The sequence below is a fragment of the Treponema parvum genome (genome assembly GCF_017893945.1).
Classification (GTDB): domain Bacteria; phylum Spirochaetota; class Spirochaetia; order Treponematales; family Treponemataceae; genus Treponema_D; species Treponema_D parvum_A.
The window spans coordinates 176,251-193,669 of the sequence record NZ_CP054257.1; the positions used below are offsets into that span (position 1 = coordinate 176,251).

Consider the following 17,419-nt stretch of genomic DNA (forward strand, 5'->3'; position numbering starts at 1 on the left):
TCGATCATAGATCTTCAATCCGCGAACCGGCGATCATTTTATGTCAATCATTTTATTGAAGTTGTAGACGGCTTTTGATACAATATTTTGATATGGTAAATTCGCCGGCGAATCCTCTTATCATACAAAGCGACAGAACCTTGCTGCTGGACGTACACGCGCCTCGCGCACAGGAATGCCGAAACGCGCTTATTCCTTTTGCGGAACTAGAACGCTCGCCCGAACACCTTCACACATACCGTCTTACTCCTCTTTCTCTGTGGAACGCCTCAAGCGCAGGTTTTACGCCCGACGACGCCGTAAAAGTTTTGCGCGATTTTGCGCGCTATGACGTTCCCCAGGTTGTTGAAGCGTGGATAAAAGAAACGGCCGGGCGTTTCGGAAAACTGCACCTCATATCTGCCCCTGAAGACGTGTATTCAGAGGACGAGTCTTCCTCCGGCGGGAAGCTGTTAAAAAAAGAGTATCTTTACCTGGTAACGGACAGCGCTCCGGTGTACAAAGAGATATTGAACAACGCTTCGCTGAAAAAATATCTGGCGCCGCACACTTCGTCTTCTTTTCCGCACAGTTACGGTTTTTTGTTGGAACTGACCGACCGCGGCACGGTAAAGCAGAATTTGTTACAGGCCGGATGGCCTGTAAAAGACGACGTCCCGCTTAAAGACGGGGAAGCTTTAGATATAAGCCTTAGGAAAACTACGCTTTCAGGAAAAGAACTTGTTATCCGCGATTATCAAAAAGAATCGGCCGAGGCGCTGGTAGGAGATAAGGGGCCCGGAACGGGATTCGGCACTATAGTTCTTCCGTGCGGATCGGGCAAAACCGTAATAGGCATGTACATCATGGAAATGCTCAAAACCTGCACGCTTATTGTTACGACGAATATTTCGGCCGTCCATCAGTGGATGGATGAACTTATCGATAAAACGAATTTGACAGAGCGGCAGATTGCCGAATACACCGGAAGCAAAAAAGACATAAAACCCGTGACGATAGCCACATATCAGATTCTTACATGGAGGCCTGAAAAAGACGGACCATATCCTCATTTTTCGATATTCCGCGAGCGCCCTTGGGGTCTTATAATTTACGATGAAGTGCACATGCTTCCGGCTCCGGTCTTTAGGGTTGTCGCCGAGCTGCAGGCGGTAAGGCGGGTTGGACTTACGGCAACACTTGTGCGCGAAGACGGCTGCGAAGGGCACGTGTTCAGTCTTGTAGGGCCTAAACGCTATGACGTTCCGTGGAAAGAGCTTGAGTACTCCGGTTGGATCGCCGCGGCCGAATGTGTTGAAGTAAGGATAAATCTCGACGAATCAAAGGAAATAGAATATGCGGTTTCCGATGTACGCAAAAAACACCGCATAGCAGGCGAAAATCCCCAAAAAGTAAACATAGTGCAACAGATAATATCCGGACATCCCGAAGATAAAATCCTTGTCATAGGTCAATATATAGACCAGCTTGAACGGCTGTCAGAGGTATTGGGCGCTCCGATTATAACCGGTAAAACGCCTGTGGAAGAGAGGGACAGGCTGTACGCCGATTTTCGTAAAAACAAAATACGCGTTATGGTCGTTTCAAAAGTTGCAAATTTCGCCATTGACCTGCCGGACGCGTCCCTTGCAATACAGGTTTCCGGAACCTTCGGCAGCAGGCAGGAAGAAGCGCAAAGGCTTGGAAGGATTTTGAGACCTAAAAACAAAACGGCCCGTTTTTTTACGCTTATAACGAGGAATACGGTAGAAGAGGACTTCGGCGCAAACCGGCAGAAGTTTTTAGCCGAGCAGGGATATTCGTACAGGATCATAAGATACGTGGATTCTTCGTCTTTTGATGAATTGGACTCGCGCTTTATAGCGCAGGAATCGAATGATGCATAGTTTAAGCTCGGCTTCCGACAAACACATTAAAGACGTTCTTGAATGGAGGGAAAGCCTCACTCTTATGCCGGATAATCTTTTTTTTGAACTTATGAGAATGTATATCGGAGAAATAAAAACTCCGTACAACAAACAAAAACTCATAGAAGACTTGGGCGCCTTTTTACGAAAGGAAGAAAACAGAAAAAAGCTTATAACCCTTTTAAGCGACACGGATGTCCGGATAATCAGCGCGGTACATTTTATTCCTTCGTCCACCAGGGAAAAACTTGCGGCTTTTTTTTCAGGAATTTTTTCTTTTGCCGCCTTGCATGACAGGCTTCTCAACCTTGAAGAGCGCCTCATTTTATACTGCGTCTCAGACAAAGATACAGGAAAAACAGTTATCAAAATAAATCCTCTTCTTAAAGACATACTTTTGCCGCTCCTCAGATTGCAAATTCTTTTGCCTGAAGCGGTTCCTGCGCAGGTGGAGCCCCCCGCGCAGCCGAAAACCGACAGCCCCGCCGATTTCCGGCAAAGCTCCAAGCAGCAACGGGATATTGCGCCCCCCGCGCGAATAAAGCTTACTCCGTTATTGCTCGCTTCGTTTTTATCGTTTATCGCAGCGAACGGCGACGTATGCAAAGCCGACGGAAGTTTTAAAAAAAGGACTAAGGAAACGTTGGATAGAATTTTTCCCGGCCGCGCGGAAATATTGAAATATCTTATCCGTTCCTGTATTAATCTGTCGCTCATAAGCGAGGGAAAAAAAGGTTTTTCGGTTGATTTTACGCGCTGCCAAGCCTTTGCCGAATTAAGTGAAATCGAGCAGACGGTTTGTCTTTGCGTAGCTGCTTCAGGGATTTTCGGCCGCGGCGATTTTAAAAAACAGGCGCAGCTGTTGTTTGATATTTTTTCATCGCTGCCGGAAGCGGGATTTACAAGGGGCGTTCTCGTAAGAAGCGGCGTTTTTATCCTTATGTCCGCCGAAGAAGATGATAAGGGATCTTCGAAGGGGCGTTTTTCAAAAATGCTTGAAAACGGCGGTATACAGGGTATAGGCGATGGCGAGCGTAGTGAAAACGAAGGTCTTCCGGAATATTTGTCCTCGTTCTGGATTGAAAGACTCGTAGACGCGGCTCTTGCGTTCGGACTTTTTTATGTTCGGGGCAAAACAAGCGCCGGAGAAGACATCATTGCAGCCGGACTGAAATCCGAAATTATTTCAGGCAACAAAGAGAACGAACCGTCCGATAGGCTGCTTATCGGTTCGGATTTTTCCGTAACGGTTATGAACGGGCTTACTTTAGCTCGTCTTTTGCCGCTCATAAAATTTTTGGATATTCAGAAATTCGATTCCGTCGCCGTATTTTCGATAAACCGCCGTTCCGTGCTGCGCGCTTTGGACAACGGACTTTCCGCAAACGATATAATTTCGGAAATAAAAAAGAACACTGCATACGATATTCCTCAAAATCTTCGGTTTTCTATAGAAGACTGGAATGCGGTGTTTTCTTCGGCAGTTTTATACGGCGGATATGTTTTAAAAGTAAACGGCGACAATAAGATTCTGAATGAAAAAAATCCGATCTTAAAGCCCCATATAAAGGAGACGCTCGCCCCGGGAGTGTTTTTGTTGGATGCAAAAAACGCCGATGAAGCGCAAGCCCTAATGGATAAATGCGGAGTCGATTTTATAGGCCGCATAAGAGAGGCGGGACAATCCTCTCTCACCGCAGTTTTTCCGACTTTCTCCGCTGGCGTGAATATTTTCGAAAAAGAAGGCGAAAAAGACATAAAAAATGAGGCCCGTTTTAAGTGCGGAACGGAAGAAGAAAGAGCTTCCTTTTTTATAAAAATGCGCTCGGAGTTGAATGCGCTAAGTCTTGAAAATGAGCAAAGAGAAGGCCTTGAAGAAAGGATAAGACGCAAAATAATATTAAATCCTTCGCAGCTTAGGGCTAATTCAGTCCGTATCGAAAAAAAAGAAGCTCGAGGCATGGATTTTACCGGAAAAATAAGGATAGTGGAAAGAGCGATGTCCGCTCGCTGCATGCTTGAGATCGGCGTGAATAAAGAAAACGTGCAAGGAATACACGACGCTGTTCCTCCAAGAATATTGGGAATTCCGTTGTTGCTTGAAAAGCAATCCAACGACGCCTTTGTGCGCCTTAAACTTGAGCCTGACGGCAATGAAGCTGTTTTTTCCGTAGGACAGGCGGAATTTATAAAACTCATACGGGGTTCGATTTTTATGGGAGAAATATGAAAAATTTTATAAAAGATATTCGAGGAATAATATTTGACTGCGACGGCGTTATAATCGATTCCGCGGCGGACATGGCGGAAGCCGTAAACGTGACGCTTGAACACTTCGGGTTAAAGCGCATAGACGAGCAAACGGCGGTTTCTTTTGTAGGCAACGGCGCAAAAAAACTTATAGAGCGTTCGCTCGCCTGTTCTTTAGAGACGCAGTCCGCCTTGGAACCTGAAAAAATCGACGCCGTCCTTGACTGGTACGTTTCGTATTATGCGGAACACGCTTTGGAAAGAACCGTTTTGTATCCGCTCTTTGCCTACCTTATCGAGCGTCTTATGATAAAAGGAATAAGGATGGCCGTCGTTTCAAACAAACCTCAGAATATTACGCGCGATATTCTTTCTTATTTTGACATAGACGAATATTTTGATGCGATCATCGGTCCCGAACAGCTTAAGAATATGAAACCCGATCCCGAAGGACTTCAACACGCCCTTAAAGCGATGAATAAAAGCGCCGGAAATTCAAAGCATATTTCCAAAGACGAAACCTTGATGGTGGGAGATTCCGCCGTCGACGTGCAGGCGGGGCACAATTTCGGTTGCCGCACCTGCGCCGTCACCAAAGGTTTGGGCGATAAAGAAAAGCTTCTTGCCGAAAAAGCCGATATTATCGTAGGCTATGCCGGAGAATTGATATATTCTTTTTAAATTTACGTTTGTGTTCGCTTTTGTGCGTTTTCTGGCGAGGGCGAATCCTTGCAAAAATTTTTGGAGAAAAATATGGATCAGAATGCAGTCATCATCTTGTACATAGTAAAATTCGTGCTCGGAGGTTTGGCGGCCTTTCTCGCCATCATGTTGTGGTCCAAAACGCGGGATCCGGCTTGGATGTCGCTTGTTGCGGGCGCCGTTACAGGCTACACGGGCATAATGTTTAATATGATGCTGGATCTTGGAATAATTACCGCCGGAGGCGTTGAGGTTTTCGGCATTCCTCTTTCCGTGCTCGTTTTTACAGCCGTTCCGTCATTGTTTTTTATACTTGCTTTTGCCCTCATGCTCATAAGAAGCCGCTAGCCTTCCTTAAAAATTCGCGGGTTTTCTTTGTTTTCATTAATAAAACCTCTGTCTTAAAGATGACCGCGGCCTGATTTTAAAAAAATCGGGCTGTGCCGAAGAAATTTCTCTTTTGTTTATGTTAAATTCATAAAAAAATATAAAAAGTTTATAAAAAATCAATATTTTACTTTACATTTTCTAAAATTAGTTGTTTAATTAAGTAGTTAATTTTATAAATTACGGAGGCAAAAAATGAAAATAGGATTTATCGGTCTTGGAATAATGGGTAAGCCGATGGCTAAAAACCTTATTAAAGCCGGTCACGAATTGGTGATCTGTGAATTGAAAAAGGAAACCCTTGAAGAGTTCAAAGCTTTGGGCGCGGAAGTCGCCGCAAATCCCGCGGGAGTTGCCAAGGCTTGTTCCCTGTTTATCACTATGGTCCCGAATTCTCCTCAAGTGCGCACCGTAGCGCTGGGTGAAAACGGTCTTATTGAAACTGCAAAGCCCGGTTCGGTTTTGATTGATATGAGTTCTATCGATCCTATGGAATCCAAGGCGATCGGCGAAGAACTCGCAAAGAAAGGCATAGAGATGATGGACGCTCCCGTTTCAGGCGGCGAACCTAAGGCCATTGACGGAACCCTGTCCATAATGTGCGGCGGCAAAAAAGACTTGTTTGAAAAATACAAAGATCTTCTTTCCATAATGGGTTCTTCCGTTACCCACATAGGTGACCTCGGCGCAGGCAATACGTGCAAACTTGCAAACCAGATAATCGTCGCCTGCAATATTGCAGCCCTTTCCGAAGCGCTCATGCTTGCAAAAAAAGCCGGAACCGATCCTGAAAAGGTTTTTGAAGGAATAAAGGGCGGCCTTGCCGGTTCTACCGTAATGAACGCAAAGACTCCGATGATTCTTGCGCACAACTATAAACCCGGTTTTAGAATTGAACTTCACATAAAGGACCTTACGAACGCTCTTAACGCCGGACACAAGGTTTCAAGTCCGCTGCCTCTTACAGGTCAGGTAATGGAAATGATGCAAGCTCTCAAAGCCGACGGTTTTGAAAAAGACGATCACAGCGCGCTTGCAAAATACTATGAAAAACTTTCAAACGAAAAGATCGGAAAATAATCGAAAGATCAAAGGCGCCGTTTTTGTTTGAAAGGACGGCGTGTTTTTAGGAGGGCTTTGAATGGTTCCCGTAATAAAAAAGATGACAGTTTATCCGGTTGCGGGCAAGGACTGCATGGAATTGAATTTAAGCGGAGCGCACGCCCCGTTTTTTACAAGAAACATTGTGATCCTTGAAGACGGCAGCGGACGCGTAGGCTGCGGTGAAGTCCCCGGCGGACAAAAGATCACCGACGCACTGGAAAAATGCCGGACGATCGTGGAAGGCAGTTCTATTGGCGCCTATAAAAACACGCTCAAGGCCGTTTCCGATTACATGAAAAAAACATGCGCAAACGATGTGCGCGGTCTTCAAACCTTTGATCTTCGCACCGGCGTCCACGTCGTAACGGCCGTTGAAGCGGCTCTTCTTGACCTTGCCGGACAGTTTTTGGAAGTTCCCGCCGCCGCATTGCTGGGCGACGGCATAGTCCGAGACAAGGTGCGGATGCTGGGTTATCTTTTTTTTGTCGGGGATCGTACAAAGACCGATTTGCCCTATGATTCCGAAGAAAATTCTTCATGCGACTGGTACAAGCTCCGCCACAACAAGGCTATGACGCCCGAAGCCGTTGTCGCTCTGGCCGTCGCCGCTCAAAAAAAATACGGCTTTGCGGATTTCAAGCTTAAAGGCGGCGTTCTTGAAGGTAAAGAAGAAATGAGGTCGATCCGCGCTTTAAAAGAAAGGTTTCCCGATGCAAGGATTACGCTTGATCCTAACGGAGCGTGGAGTTTAAAAGAAGCCGTAGATCTGTGCAAGGGAATGAGCGGAACTCTCACTTATTGCGAAGATCCTTGCGGCGCCGAAGACGGCTATTCCGGGCGGGAAATTCTTGCGGAATTCCGCCGCGCTACGGGCATGCGCACGGCTACAAACATGATCGCTACCGACTGGCGGCAGATGAGCCATTCGGTTGTGCTTCAGTCCGTGGACATTCCGCTTGCCGATTGCCACTTTTGGACTATGGCGGGAGCCGTGCGCGTAGGCCAGTTATGCGACGAATTCGGGCTTACTTGGGGTTCGCATTCGAACAATCACTTCGACATTTCTTTAGCGATGATCACGCAGACGGCGGCCGCCGTTCCCGGAAATGTAAACGCCATAGACACGCATTGGATCTGGCAGGAAGGGCTTGAGCGTCTTACAAAGAAGCCTTTGCAGATAGTAGACGGCTGTGTCGATCTGCCTAAAAAACCCGGACTTGGCGTTGAACCCGACATCGAACAGATAAAAAAAGCAAACGAATTGTATAAAGAGCATTGTCTGGGAGCCCGCGACGATTCCATCGGGATGCAGTATTTGATTCCCGGTTGGAAATTCGATCCTAAAAAGCCGTGCCTTGTGCGTTAAACAGGGCAGATAAAAATAAACAGGAAGAGGAGAAAATATGTTTAAGCCTTACGGCATTATTCCGCCGGTTATAACTCCGTTTACCGAAGACGGAAAATTCAACGAAAGCGTTTTCAGAAAGGTGATAAATTTTCTTATAAAAGAAGGAGTTCACGGTATTTTTCCCATGGGAACTACGGGAGAATTTTATGCCTTTTCAAAGGATGAAGTAAAGCACATCTTTGAAGTGGCAGTAGACGAAGTTAAGGGGAGAGTTCCCGTTTACGGCGGCACAAGCCAAATTTCAACGAGAGGAACCATAGAGCTTGTTCATATTGCGGAAGAGGCAAGGGTCGACGCCGTTTCCGTTTTAACTCCGATGTTCGTAAGTCAAACGCAGGACGAGTTGTATGATTTTTATAAGACGGTCGCCTCGAATACGAAACTTCCTGTGATCATGTACAACAACAAACCCAAGACAAATGTGACTATCGCGCCCGAAACGGTTGCGCGCCTTTCCGAAATTGAAAACATAGTAGGCGTTAAAGACAGCACCGGCGATTTTACCAATTCCGCCGAATACATCCGCCTTACGCGCGGGAATAAAAATTTTACCGTCTTGGTGGGGCGCGACACCTTGATATATGCCGGACTATGCTACGGCGCCGGCGGAGCTATCGCCAGCTGCGCAAACGTCGCTCCGCGCATCGTCGCGGACATCTACGACAAATTTAAAGCCGGAGATCTAAAAGGCGCTCTCGAAGCGCAGTTTGTGTTAAATCCGCTTCGCATAGCTTCGAACATGGGAACCTTCCCTGAGGTAATCAAAGAAGGCCTTGAGCTGCAAGGTTTTCCCGTAGGCAAGTGCCTCTCTCCCATTAAGCCGCTGTGCGCTCAGGACCGTGAAAAATTGCAGGCAGTCCTTAAAGACATGGGACTCGTCGATTAAATTTCATAAGGAAGCGAGAATATGAAAAAGAATAGAAAAAATGCCGCTCTGTCATGGCTGGATAATAATCTGGAAAGCGCCGTGCTTATCGCCTGCCTTTTTATTATGACCGCGTTGATATCCGTAAACGTGGTTTTGCGCTATGTTTTCAGCAAATCGCTTACTTGGAGCGAAGAAATATGTAAATTTTGTCTTGTCACTTCCGGATTTTACAGCTTGGGATATTGCATACGCTTTAATAAGATGATCCGCGTAGACGCTCTGATTCAGTTTTTAGGCAAAAAAGCCGCGACAGTTTTCAACTGCGTCGCTTGGGTTTTTATGGCGGTATTTTTGGCCGTCCTTGCATACGGAAGCGTTTTTGTGCTCATAAGGGCAAAGGCGTCCGGACAGGTAAATCCGGCCTTGGATGTTCCGATGTATGTGCTGTATCTGATACCGCTGTCAGGTTGTGCGGTTGCCGTCTTTAGGATAATCCAGCTTTTTTATTTTTCGGTTCGAAAGACGCTAGGCAAAAGAGGTGCTTGAATATGCCTGTATTAGTATTTTTTGTAATCTTAATCGTTCTGTTTGTTTTTACAATCCCTGTTGCGGGAGTTTTCGGCGGAATGGCGTTTTTGCCTTCTTTTCTGGATCCGTCTTTTCCGTATACGGTCGAAGCTGCTATCCGCAGTATGGTAAACGGACTTGACAGTTTTACGCTCCTTGCAGTCCCTCTATTTATCCTTTCGGGAATAATAATGGCGAGGGGAGGAATCTCGGAAAAGATATTCGATTTTTTTGCTTATTTTATAGGCAACAAGACCGGCGGATTTCCGTGCGCCGTCATAGGCACGTGCATGTTTTATTCGGCGATTTCAGGCTCCTCTCCGGCGACGGTGGCCGCGGTCGGAAGCATGAGTATTCCGTTCCTTGTGAACATGGGCTACGACAAGCTTTTTTCCACAGCGCTCGTAACCGTGAGCGGCGGTTTGGGAGTAATTATTCCGCCCAGCATTTCATACATCGTATACGCTTCTTCGTCCAGCGCATCGCCGTCAAAGCTGTTCATAGGCGGAATCATACCGGGACTTCTGATCACTTTTTGCCTTATGGTCTACGCTTATTTTTACTGCAGAAAGCATAAAGGCAATAAAGAGCTGCTCGCAAAATCTTACGATGCGATTAGAAGCAAGGGTTTTTTGTGCGTCTTTAGGGAAAGTTTTTGGGCGCTCGTTTGTCCCATAATAATACTCGGCAGCATTTATACGGGGATCACTACTCCTACGGAAGCGGCCGCCATTTCCGTAATATATGCGCTTTTTATAAGCATCTTTGTGTACAAAAAGATCGGTATAAAAGAAATTGTCGACATGTTTTTCGAAGGCGTAAAGTCCTACGTCCCGATTCTGTTTATAATTTCCGCCGCTACCGCGTTCGGCCGCGTAGTCGCCATGTTAAGATATTCTCATGAAATCGGCAGTTTTGTAACCGAAGTCATAAGCAATAAATATGCGGTTCTCATTTTTGTCAATTTGGTTATGCTCGTGTTCGGCATGTTCCTTGACAACATACCGAACATAATGCTTTTGACGCCCATCTTTTTGCCCATCGTAAAATCCGTAGGGGTTGATCCCGTTCATTTCGGCATAATGATGACCGTGAACCTTGCAGTAGGCATGGTGACGCCGCCGATGGGAATAAATCTTTATATTGCCAACAGCTTGACGGGAGAGCCTGTGCTCAAGATCGCAAAGGCTACGGTTCCGTTCCTTATTGCATTCTTAGCGGCGCTTTGTTTTATAATTTTTGTTCCGAGCCTCAGCTTGTGGCTCCCGTCAATAATCAAATGATCGAGTGACCAAACAATAATAAAACGGTCGAATTTTTTAGGAGGATAGGATGAAAAAGGGTTTTGTAAAATCGGTTTTGCCGTTCATGTGCGTGCTTGCGCTTTTGGGATGTGCAAAAGAAAAGAAAACGGGCACCGATACTGCCGGAAAGGCGGCAAAAAAGTATACGTGGACGGCAGCGCTCAATGTGGCTGAAACTACGATCAACTATAAGATCGTCGCAAAGTTCAAAGAAAATATTGAACGTGAGAGCAACGGAGCCGTTGTCGTAAATATTTATCCCAACGGGCAGTTGGGCGGCGACAGGGAAATGTTGGAAGGCCTTGTAAACGGTTCGATCAATTTTTCTTCGACAATGACGTCGGGAATGGTCGGCTTCGTTCCACAGTATGCGATCTTTGATATGCCGTCCGTTTTTTCAGACATAACAAATATGCGCAAAGTTTTGAGCGATAAAGAATTTATCGACAAGATGAACAGCTACAGCAAGGCGAACGGAATATATGTTTTGGGATACTCAGACGCGGGATTTAGACAGATGACGAGCAACAAACTTGCCGAATCCGTCGCCGGCATGAAGGGAATAAAAATCCGCGTAATTCAAAATCCGTATCATATCGAATATTGGAAACTTTTAGGCGCGAATCCTCTTCCCATGGACTTTAGCGAAGTCTATATCGGCTTGCAGCAAGGAGAAATCGACGCACAGGAAAATCCGTACATGAACATCGTAGGAAACAAGTTTTATGAAGCTCAAAAATACGCGATCGAAACGAACCATTTGGGTCATACGATCACGTTCCTCATGAACAATGCGCTGTACGAGGGCTTGAGCGAAGACATGAAACGCCTTGTGGACAAATGTGCTGCGGACGCTAATAATTACGGTAACGGGATCGCCGACGACAGCATAATTGCGGATAAAAAAGTGTGTACCGACGCCGGTATGAAGATAATCGAATTGTCCGCCGCCGAGCATGAAAAGATGAAAGCCATGTCGCAGCCCGTTTACAACATGGTCACCGAAAAAGTAGGAAGCGAGCTGGTTTCTTTCTTCTTGAAAAAAATAGAAGATAATAAATAAGTCGATTCCTTATAAACGCAACAACTGAACAAAGTATAAACTTTGGAAGTTGTTGCATTTATGTGCACAGTTGATAAAGTTCACAGCTGATATAGGATGTCCGGATGGCTAAGATTTTAATTAAAAACGGAAAAGTTTATGAGCCCTTGTTTGGAACGGAAGAGATAAGGGACGTTTGTGTTTGCGGCGGACGCATTGTAAGCGAATTCGATAAGGACGACGCCGATATAGTCATCGACTCAAAAGACTGTATGGTAGTTCCGGGGCTTATAGATCACCACATACATTTGTATCAGGGAACCGACGGGGGCGTAAATGCGGATCTTTCCTGTCTGCCGAGCGGAGTAACCACGGCGGTTGACGGCGGGTCCTGCGGTATGTGCAATTATACACAGTTCCATAATTTTTCAATAGCTAATTCCATAGTAACCGTAAAAAGCTATTTGAATATTGCGCCCATAGGCCTTGGAACGGGTTTTTATCCTGAAAACCTGGATGTCAATTTATTCCCGAAATACGATGACAGAATAAAAGAACTTTTCGCCCGATATAAGGGAGAACTTGTGTCGATAAAGCTGCGTCTGACCAAGGATGTTACGTCGTCAATAGATCCTCTCGTTTACTGCATAAAGCTGGCGGACGAAATAGGTTGCAATGTCGTAGTACATGTTACAAGGCCTTCCGTGCCGTGCGAAGAGATAGCTTCCGTCTTGAGACCGGGAGACGTTTTTTGCCATGTATATCAGGGCGTTGAAAACACTATCCTTGATGAAAACGGAAAGATAAAAAAACAGGTTCTGGAGGCCAGAAAGCGGGGCGTAATATTTGACGCTTGCAACGGCAAAAAGAATTTTGCGTTTTCCGTTGCAAAAGGTGCGATAAAGCAAGGATTTTTTCCCGATATAATAAGTTCGGACATGTCGCCGCTAACGTTTTATGCGGATCCTGTGGTGTCTTTGCCGCACTTGATGTCCAAATATCTGGCGTTCGGTCTTTCGTGCATGGATGTTTTTAAAATGACTACGACAACCCCTGCAAAAGTTATCGGTATTAAAGATTACGGCTCTTTGACGGCGGGAAACCGTGCCGACATAGCTTTGTTCAAAATAAAAAAGCAAGGCGTAAGATTTTACGATTGCAATAATGAGTTCATTGAAGGAGATCAGGTTATTGTGCCTCAGATGACTATAAAAAAAGGAAATATCGTTTACAGGCAGACGGATTTTACTTCGGTGAAGTACACGTTTTAACAAGGCCGCTGAGATAGCGCGGCCTTGTTAAACTGCGAGTTTTCTTTCGAAAACTCGTTTATCAACTGTGCGCAAAGAGCGCACGAAAAAACTTTTTCGGATATTGAAATATCCTGCAAAGGAGGTAAGATAAAAAGGAAAACGAACAAGCGGTAATGTGATAAGCTGAAGTGATTCAGCGGAACCCAGGCAATAGTTCGTCATATTTTGTAGAGGCATGACCTCTGGAAAGGAGAATGAAGAGCTTTTGCCGTATCATACGATAGTCGTAAGAGACTGAATGGGAGATTGGAACACACTACCGATTAGACTTTCGGCTGAAGCAAAACGGAGGTCATCATGACAGTTTACATTGGCGTTGATTTACACAAGACACAGTTTACCGTGCATGTGAGAGTTGGGGACAGGATTGAAAGTTTGTCTGAAATCAAGCAGTACCCGACTACAGCAGCCGGTTATACGAAGTTTCTTGAAAGAATTGCCGGTTACAAGACAGCGGACTTTGCAGTGAAAATCGGAGTTGAATCAACCGGAAACACAAGATTCTTTAAGAATCAGGTTGAGAAAGCCGGAGCGGAAGTGACGGTAATCAATACGTTGAAGTTTAAGGTAATCAACGAATCGACGAAGAAAACCGACAAGCATGACGCTTCGACGATTTCGGAATTTCTTTCAAAGGATATGCTTCCTGAAAGCCATATCTGCAGCAAGGAAACGGAAAACTTGAGGCGGTTGTTGAAATCGCGAGAAAGACTTGTTCGTTCAATTGTGGGACAAAAGAATGAAGTTCATGCGCTTCTGGTAAGCATGGGGCTTACTGATGAACTTAGAAGCTTACAAAGTAAAAAAGGGCGCCAGAAAGTTCTGGACACCCTGTTGTCGCATAGCGACCTCGTGCTCGAAGCACAATCAGTAAAACTGATATTTCAAATCATAGAGCAGATGATAGAATCAGTCAAGATGATTGAAAAGCATTTAAGCGAATTAACAGAAGATGATGCAATGGTCAATCGTCTTATGACAATCCGCGGCTGCGGAAAAATCACGGCATGGATAATCAGAGCGTACACCGAAGATATAGGCAGGTTCGCGAATGCAAACAAATATGCGGCCTTTTGTGGACTTGTTCCGTGGGTACAGGATTCAAACGAGAGTGTTCGTCACGGAAAGATTACGAAGCGAGGACCACAGGAATTGAGGACGGCATACGTTCAGTTGGTGTTGGGAATTCGGCGATGCAAAGATACTTGGGAATGGAGAATCATGCAGCGACTGGATTATATGAAAAAGAACAAAGGCAGCGGCAAATCGATTGTTGCTGCTGCGAGGAAGATGGCAGAAATCGTGTGGGTATTGCTCACGGAAAAACAGGACTTTGATTCAAGTAAGATGATGGGTACTTATAAGCCTTTGACTCTTGCTGAACAAGCTCTTGCTGCCATGAATTAAATAGCTTAGAAAGTCACCTTGTTCGTTGACTTTTTATGGGAGGAAGGTATGAAAAAATTAATTGCAATGGCTGCAATTTTGGCGGCGGCGGGTGTCGTTTTCGCAAACGGCACAAAAGATTCTGCAAATTCAGGGGGGATTGACTGGCCTAAAAAATCGATCAATCTTATAGTTCCTTTTGCGGCCGGAGGAAATTCCGATGTAAACGCAAGAACGCTCGCAAAGTATTTGACGCAGGAATTAAAACAACCCGTGGTAATTACAAACGTAGCCGGTTCGGGAGGAACAATCGGCGCAGCCCAGGCGAAGGACGCTCCGAACGACGGATATACGGTGCTCGTTCATCAGATTTCAATGCACATGGCGCAGGTTTCGGGCATGGTCAACTTCGGCTATAAGGATTTCGAGCCTGTATGCGTGTTTTCCCGCGCTTCGGATGAAGTTCTTCTTATAAACGCAAAGCAGCATCCTGACTGGCATACGTATCAGGACGTGGTGAACGCCACAAAAAAAGATCCCGGAAAATACCGCTTTACGGCTAACACGGGCGCTTCCACGCAGTGGATAGGCATTGCGGTTCAAGCGGCCGGCGCTAAGTTCAACGTGGTAAGTTCCGGCGGTTCGGGAGAACGTCTTCAGCTCATCCTCGGCAATCACGTCGACGTAACCGAATTGAATTACAGTCAGGTCGTAGACTATGTAAAAAACGATACTCTCAGAATGATCGCCAACGTCAGCTCGGAACGCTCGGCAACGCTCAAAGATCTTCCCACGCTCAGAGAGCTCGGCGTGGATTGCGGTTACAGCTATGACAACACTTTCTTTATGCCCAAGGGCACCGATAAAGCTATAGTTGAAAAATTTGCCGCCGCATGTGAAAAAGTGATCAAGACGAACAATTCGTATAAGGCGGATATAGAAAAGATGTATCAGGTTCCCACATATATGAATCCGGCTGATACCGAAGCACTGTATAAATCACAATACGACGCTTTGATGAAAATTCAGGATCAGATCAAAGCGGGAAAAAAATAAATTTTTGACTTATTATAGACGGCGGATTGAGGACAGGTTTGATCCGCCGCTCCGTAATCGGGTTTTAAAGGTGCAGGAGCAGTAAAATTATGACAAATAAAACAAAAAACGGTTTGGGCGTAGGATTGTTTTTCTTTATCCTGGCCGTATTTTACTTTATAGGATCCGTCTCGATAGAATCCTATAATCCGTTCGGAAAAACAGGGCTGTCGTCCAGAGCGGTTCCGCAGACTTTTGCAATACTAATGGCCGTCTTAAGCTTGACGATAATAGTCGACTCGATTCTAAAAGCGAAAAAGGAAAAAGGATCTTCCGCAGAAAAGGCGAAGGTAAATCGAAAGACTACCGGGAAACTCCTTTTGGCGATTTTTTTGCTGCTTGTTTATATTTTCCTTTTTAACCGGCTCGGATTTATAATTTCTACAATTCTGTATCTTTTTGCTATGATATATCTGCTGCTTCCGAACAAGACTTCAAGAAACATCGTTCTTACGGCGCTGTTTTCGATAGCGGTCTCATTTTTAATTTATACGATTTTCAACAAGGCACTCGGTTTGATTTTGCCGGCCGGAATTTTCGGATACTGACGGAGGAAGATACATGCTGTTTTCAAGTTTTATAAATCTTTTCGCAAACCCGCTCGCACTTGTTTTGATTGTCTTCGGAGTCATGTTCGGGATTGTTTTCGGCGCATTGCCGGGACTCACGACGGTTGCCGGTATTTCCATGATGCTTCCCGTAACTTACGTTTTAACAAAGGAAGCCGGTCTTTCCATGCTTACGGCAATTTACATAGGCGGCACTTCGGGAGGCCTTGTTTCCGCCATATTGCTTAATATGCCCGGAACGCCTGCGTCGATTGCGACTTGTTTTGACGGCCGACCTATGGCTCTTAAGGGCGAAGCCGGAAAAGCCTTGGGCATCGGAATTTTCGCTTCATTTTTCGGAACGATATTCAGCATTGCGGCGATGGTTGTTATTTCAAAGCCTCTTGCCGCTCTTACGATAAAATTCGGCCCGTGGGAATATTTCGGCGTAACGCTTTTTGCGCTCACGCTGATTGCAAGCCTTGCCGGAAAATCCATGATCAAAGGCCTTTTAAGCGCTCTGTTCGGGATGATGTTCGCTACCGTAGGGCTTGCGCCCATCGATTCGGCTAAGCGCTTTACATTCGACACGCTGGAACTAACTTCAGGATTTGCCCTGCTGCCGGTTTTGGTAGGCCTTTATGCGGTGAGCGAAGTCCTTGAAACGGTAATTGAAGAGCATAAAGACGCGACTATGACCGAATATCGTCTTAAAGGTTTGGGCTTCGGATGGAACGACATAAAAGACCAAATAGGAAATCTTGTCCGCTCGGCTCTCGTAGGGCTCGGCATAGGAGTTCTTCCCGGAATAGGAGGATCTACGAGCAATCTCATAGCGTATTCCGTTGCAAAAAATTCTTCAAAACATCCTGAAAAATTCGGAACGGGAATAGTCGACGGCATTATCGCAAGCGAAACGTCAAATAACGCCAGCATAGGAGGCGCTATGATACCGCTGCTTACACTCGGCATTCCCGGCGACGGCGTTACTGCAATTCTTTTAGGCGGATTTATGCTTCACGGGCTTACCCCCGGTCCTCTGCTTTTTCAGACAAATGCGGATACGGTCTACGCTATTTACGCGGCAATGATTCTTTCTTCCGCCGTTATGGCTATCGTCATGTTTACGGGGCTGCGCGGATTTGTAAAGATATTGAAGATACCGTCTTATATTTTGTTGCCCGTTATTATAGTATTATGCGGCATAGGCTCCTACGCGCTTAATTACAGAGTGTTTGACATATTCAGTTTGCTTTTGTTCGGAATTATGGGTTATGTGATGAAAAAGGTAAGCGTTCCGCTTCCGCCGTTCATACTGGGCTTTATTTTGGCAAAGGATTTTGAAACCAATCTTCGCCGCGGCCTGCAGTATGCCAACGGCAACGCTATGGAAATTTTTACTCATCCGATTGCCATTCTGTTTATCGCGCTTGCAATGTTTTCGATTGTGCGCGCCGTAATAAAGGGCGTAAAAAACCGGAGCGGAACGGCCGCGTAACAATGAAGGTTCGTGGGGCGCAGCATGCGGGTAACTTGCA

The 17,419-nt window shown here is 45.7% G+C and carries 15 protein-coding genes; all 15 read left to right on the plus strand.

Translation table 11 applies throughout. The features are described 5' to 3' along the window. Nucleotides 1-92 precede the first annotated feature (92 nt). Nucleotides 93-1,886 carry a DNA repair helicase XPB gene (locus HRI96_RS00830; protein WP_210117659.1) on the plus strand — a complete coding sequence of 598 codons (1,794 nt, stop codon included), beginning with the start codon at nucleotides 93-95 and terminating at the stop codon, nucleotides 1,884-1,886. Further along, on the plus strand, nucleotides 1,876-4,137 hold the full coding sequence (locus HRI96_RS00835; RefSeq protein ID WP_210117660.1) for a hypothetical protein: 2,262 nt from the start codon (nucleotides 1,876-1,878) through the stop codon (nucleotides 4,135-4,137). The genes HRI96_RS00830 and HRI96_RS00835 overlap by 11 nt, the downstream gene beginning before the upstream one ends. Next, a complete protein-coding gene (locus HRI96_RS00840; protein ID WP_210117661.1) occupies nucleotides 4,134-4,838 on the plus strand; it encodes an HAD family hydrolase in 705 nt (234 codons plus the stop codon). The genes HRI96_RS00835 and HRI96_RS00840 overlap by 4 nt, the downstream gene beginning before the upstream one ends. A gap of 72 nt (nucleotides 4,839-4,910) precedes the next feature. Continuing rightward, the gene (locus tag HRI96_RS00845) at nucleotides 4,911-5,207 is read left to right on the plus strand and encodes a hypothetical protein (RefSeq protein ID WP_210117662.1); all 297 of its coding nucleotides are present in this window, start codon (nucleotides 4,911-4,913) and stop codon (nucleotides 5,205-5,207) included. A 234-nt stretch (nucleotides 5,208-5,441) separates the two neighbouring features. Further along, entirely contained in the window at nucleotides 5,442-6,326 is an 885-nt protein-coding gene (gene garR / locus HRI96_RS00850; RefSeq protein ID WP_210117663.1) for a 2-hydroxy-3-oxopropionate reductase, read from the plus strand. A 61-nt stretch (nucleotides 6,327-6,387) separates the two neighbouring features. Then, nucleotides 6,388-7,716: an enolase C-terminal domain-like protein gene (locus HRI96_RS00855; RefSeq protein WP_210117664.1), complete on the plus strand. Its 1,329-nt coding sequence runs from the start codon at nucleotides 6,388-6,390 to the stop codon at nucleotides 7,714-7,716. A 37-nt stretch (nucleotides 7,717-7,753) separates the two neighbouring features. Beyond that, the gene (locus HRI96_RS00860; protein ID WP_210117665.1) at nucleotides 7,754-8,644 is read left to right on the plus strand and encodes a dihydrodipicolinate synthase family protein; all 891 of its coding nucleotides are present in this window, start codon (nucleotides 7,754-7,756) and stop codon (nucleotides 8,642-8,644) included. 21 nt (nucleotides 8,645-8,665) lie between these two features. Further along, a complete protein-coding gene (locus HRI96_RS00865; protein WP_210117666.1) occupies nucleotides 8,666-9,172 on the plus strand; it encodes a TRAP transporter small permease in 507 nt (168 codons plus the stop codon). 2 nt (nucleotides 9,173-9,174) lie between these two features. Continuing rightward, complete coding sequence (locus tag HRI96_RS00870) at nucleotides 9,175-10,476, plus strand: TRAP transporter large permease (RefSeq protein ID WP_210117667.1); 1,302 nt, start codon at nucleotides 9,175-9,177, stop codon at nucleotides 10,474-10,476. 49 nt (nucleotides 10,477-10,525) lie between these two features. Then, complete coding sequence (locus HRI96_RS00875; RefSeq protein WP_210117668.1) at nucleotides 10,526-11,560, plus strand: TRAP transporter substrate-binding protein; 1,035 nt, start codon at nucleotides 10,526-10,528, stop codon at nucleotides 11,558-11,560. A gap of 104 nt (nucleotides 11,561-11,664) precedes the next feature. Then, the gene (locus HRI96_RS00880) at nucleotides 11,665-12,810 is read left to right on the plus strand and encodes an amidohydrolase family protein (protein WP_210117669.1); all 1,146 of its coding nucleotides are present in this window, start codon (nucleotides 11,665-11,667) and stop codon (nucleotides 12,808-12,810) included. Nucleotides 12,811-13,149: 339 nt separating this feature from the next. Then, on the plus strand, nucleotides 13,150-14,259 hold the full coding sequence (locus HRI96_RS00885) for an IS110 family RNA-guided transposase (RefSeq protein WP_210117540.1): 1,110 nt from the start codon (nucleotides 13,150-13,152) through the stop codon (nucleotides 14,257-14,259). 48 nt (nucleotides 14,260-14,307) lie between these two features. Then, nucleotides 14,308-15,294: a tripartite tricarboxylate transporter substrate binding protein gene (locus HRI96_RS00890; protein WP_210117670.1), complete on the plus strand. Its 987-nt coding sequence runs from the start codon at nucleotides 14,308-14,310 to the stop codon at nucleotides 15,292-15,294. Between the two features lie 89 nt (nucleotides 15,295-15,383). Then, complete coding sequence (locus tag HRI96_RS00895) at nucleotides 15,384-15,881, plus strand: tripartite tricarboxylate transporter TctB family protein (protein WP_210117671.1); 498 nt, start codon at nucleotides 15,384-15,386, stop codon at nucleotides 15,879-15,881. Between the two features lie 13 nt (nucleotides 15,882-15,894). Further along, nucleotides 15,895-17,379 (plus strand): tripartite tricarboxylate transporter permease, encoded by a 1,485-nt coding sequence (locus HRI96_RS00900; protein ID WP_210117672.1) that lies wholly within the window; start codon nucleotides 15,895-15,897, stop codon nucleotides 17,377-17,379. The last annotated feature ends 40 nt before the right edge of the window (nucleotides 17,380-17,419 follow it).

Bases quoted from the DNA above. Each gene is read 5' to 3' on its own strand.
- HRI96_RS00830 (WP_210117659.1), top strand. From the start codon at position 93: ATGGTAAATTCGCCGGCGAATCCTCTTATCATACAAAGCGACAGAACC.
- HRI96_RS00835 (WP_210117660.1), top strand. From the start codon at position 1,876: ATGATGCATAGTTTAAGCTCGGCTTCCGACAAACACATTAAAGACGTT.
- HRI96_RS00840 (WP_210117661.1), top strand. From the start codon at position 4,134: ATGAAAAATTTTATAAAAGATATTCGAGGAATAATATTTGACTGCGAC.
- HRI96_RS00845 (WP_210117662.1), top strand. From the start codon at position 4,911: ATGGATCAGAATGCAGTCATCATCTTGTACATAGTAAAATTCGTGCTC.
- garR (WP_210117663.1), top strand. From the start codon at position 5,442: ATGAAAATAGGATTTATCGGTCTTGGAATAATGGGTAAGCCGATGGCT.
- HRI96_RS00855 (WP_210117664.1), top strand. From the start codon at position 6,388: ATGGTTCCCGTAATAAAAAAGATGACAGTTTATCCGGTTGCGGGCAAG.
- HRI96_RS00860 (WP_210117665.1), top strand. From the start codon at position 7,754: ATGTTTAAGCCTTACGGCATTATTCCGCCGGTTATAACTCCGTTTACC.
- HRI96_RS00865 (WP_210117666.1), top strand. From the start codon at position 8,666: ATGAAAAAGAATAGAAAAAATGCCGCTCTGTCATGGCTGGATAATAAT.
- HRI96_RS00870 (WP_210117667.1), top strand. From the start codon at position 9,175: ATGCCTGTATTAGTATTTTTTGTAATCTTAATCGTTCTGTTTGTTTTT.
- HRI96_RS00875 (WP_210117668.1), top strand. From the start codon at position 10,526: ATGAAAAAGGGTTTTGTAAAATCGGTTTTGCCGTTCATGTGCGTGCTT.
- HRI96_RS00880 (WP_210117669.1), top strand. From the start codon at position 11,665: ATGGCTAAGATTTTAATTAAAAACGGAAAAGTTTATGAGCCCTTGTTT.
- HRI96_RS00885 (WP_210117540.1), top strand. From the start codon at position 13,150: ATGACAGTTTACATTGGCGTTGATTTACACAAGACACAGTTTACCGTG.
- HRI96_RS00890 (WP_210117670.1), top strand. From the start codon at position 14,308: ATGAAAAAATTAATTGCAATGGCTGCAATTTTGGCGGCGGCGGGTGTC.
- HRI96_RS00895 (WP_210117671.1), top strand. From the start codon at position 15,384: ATGACAAATAAAACAAAAAACGGTTTGGGCGTAGGATTGTTTTTCTTT.
- HRI96_RS00900 (WP_210117672.1), top strand. From the start codon at position 15,895: ATGCTGTTTTCAAGTTTTATAAATCTTTTCGCAAACCCGCTCGCACTT.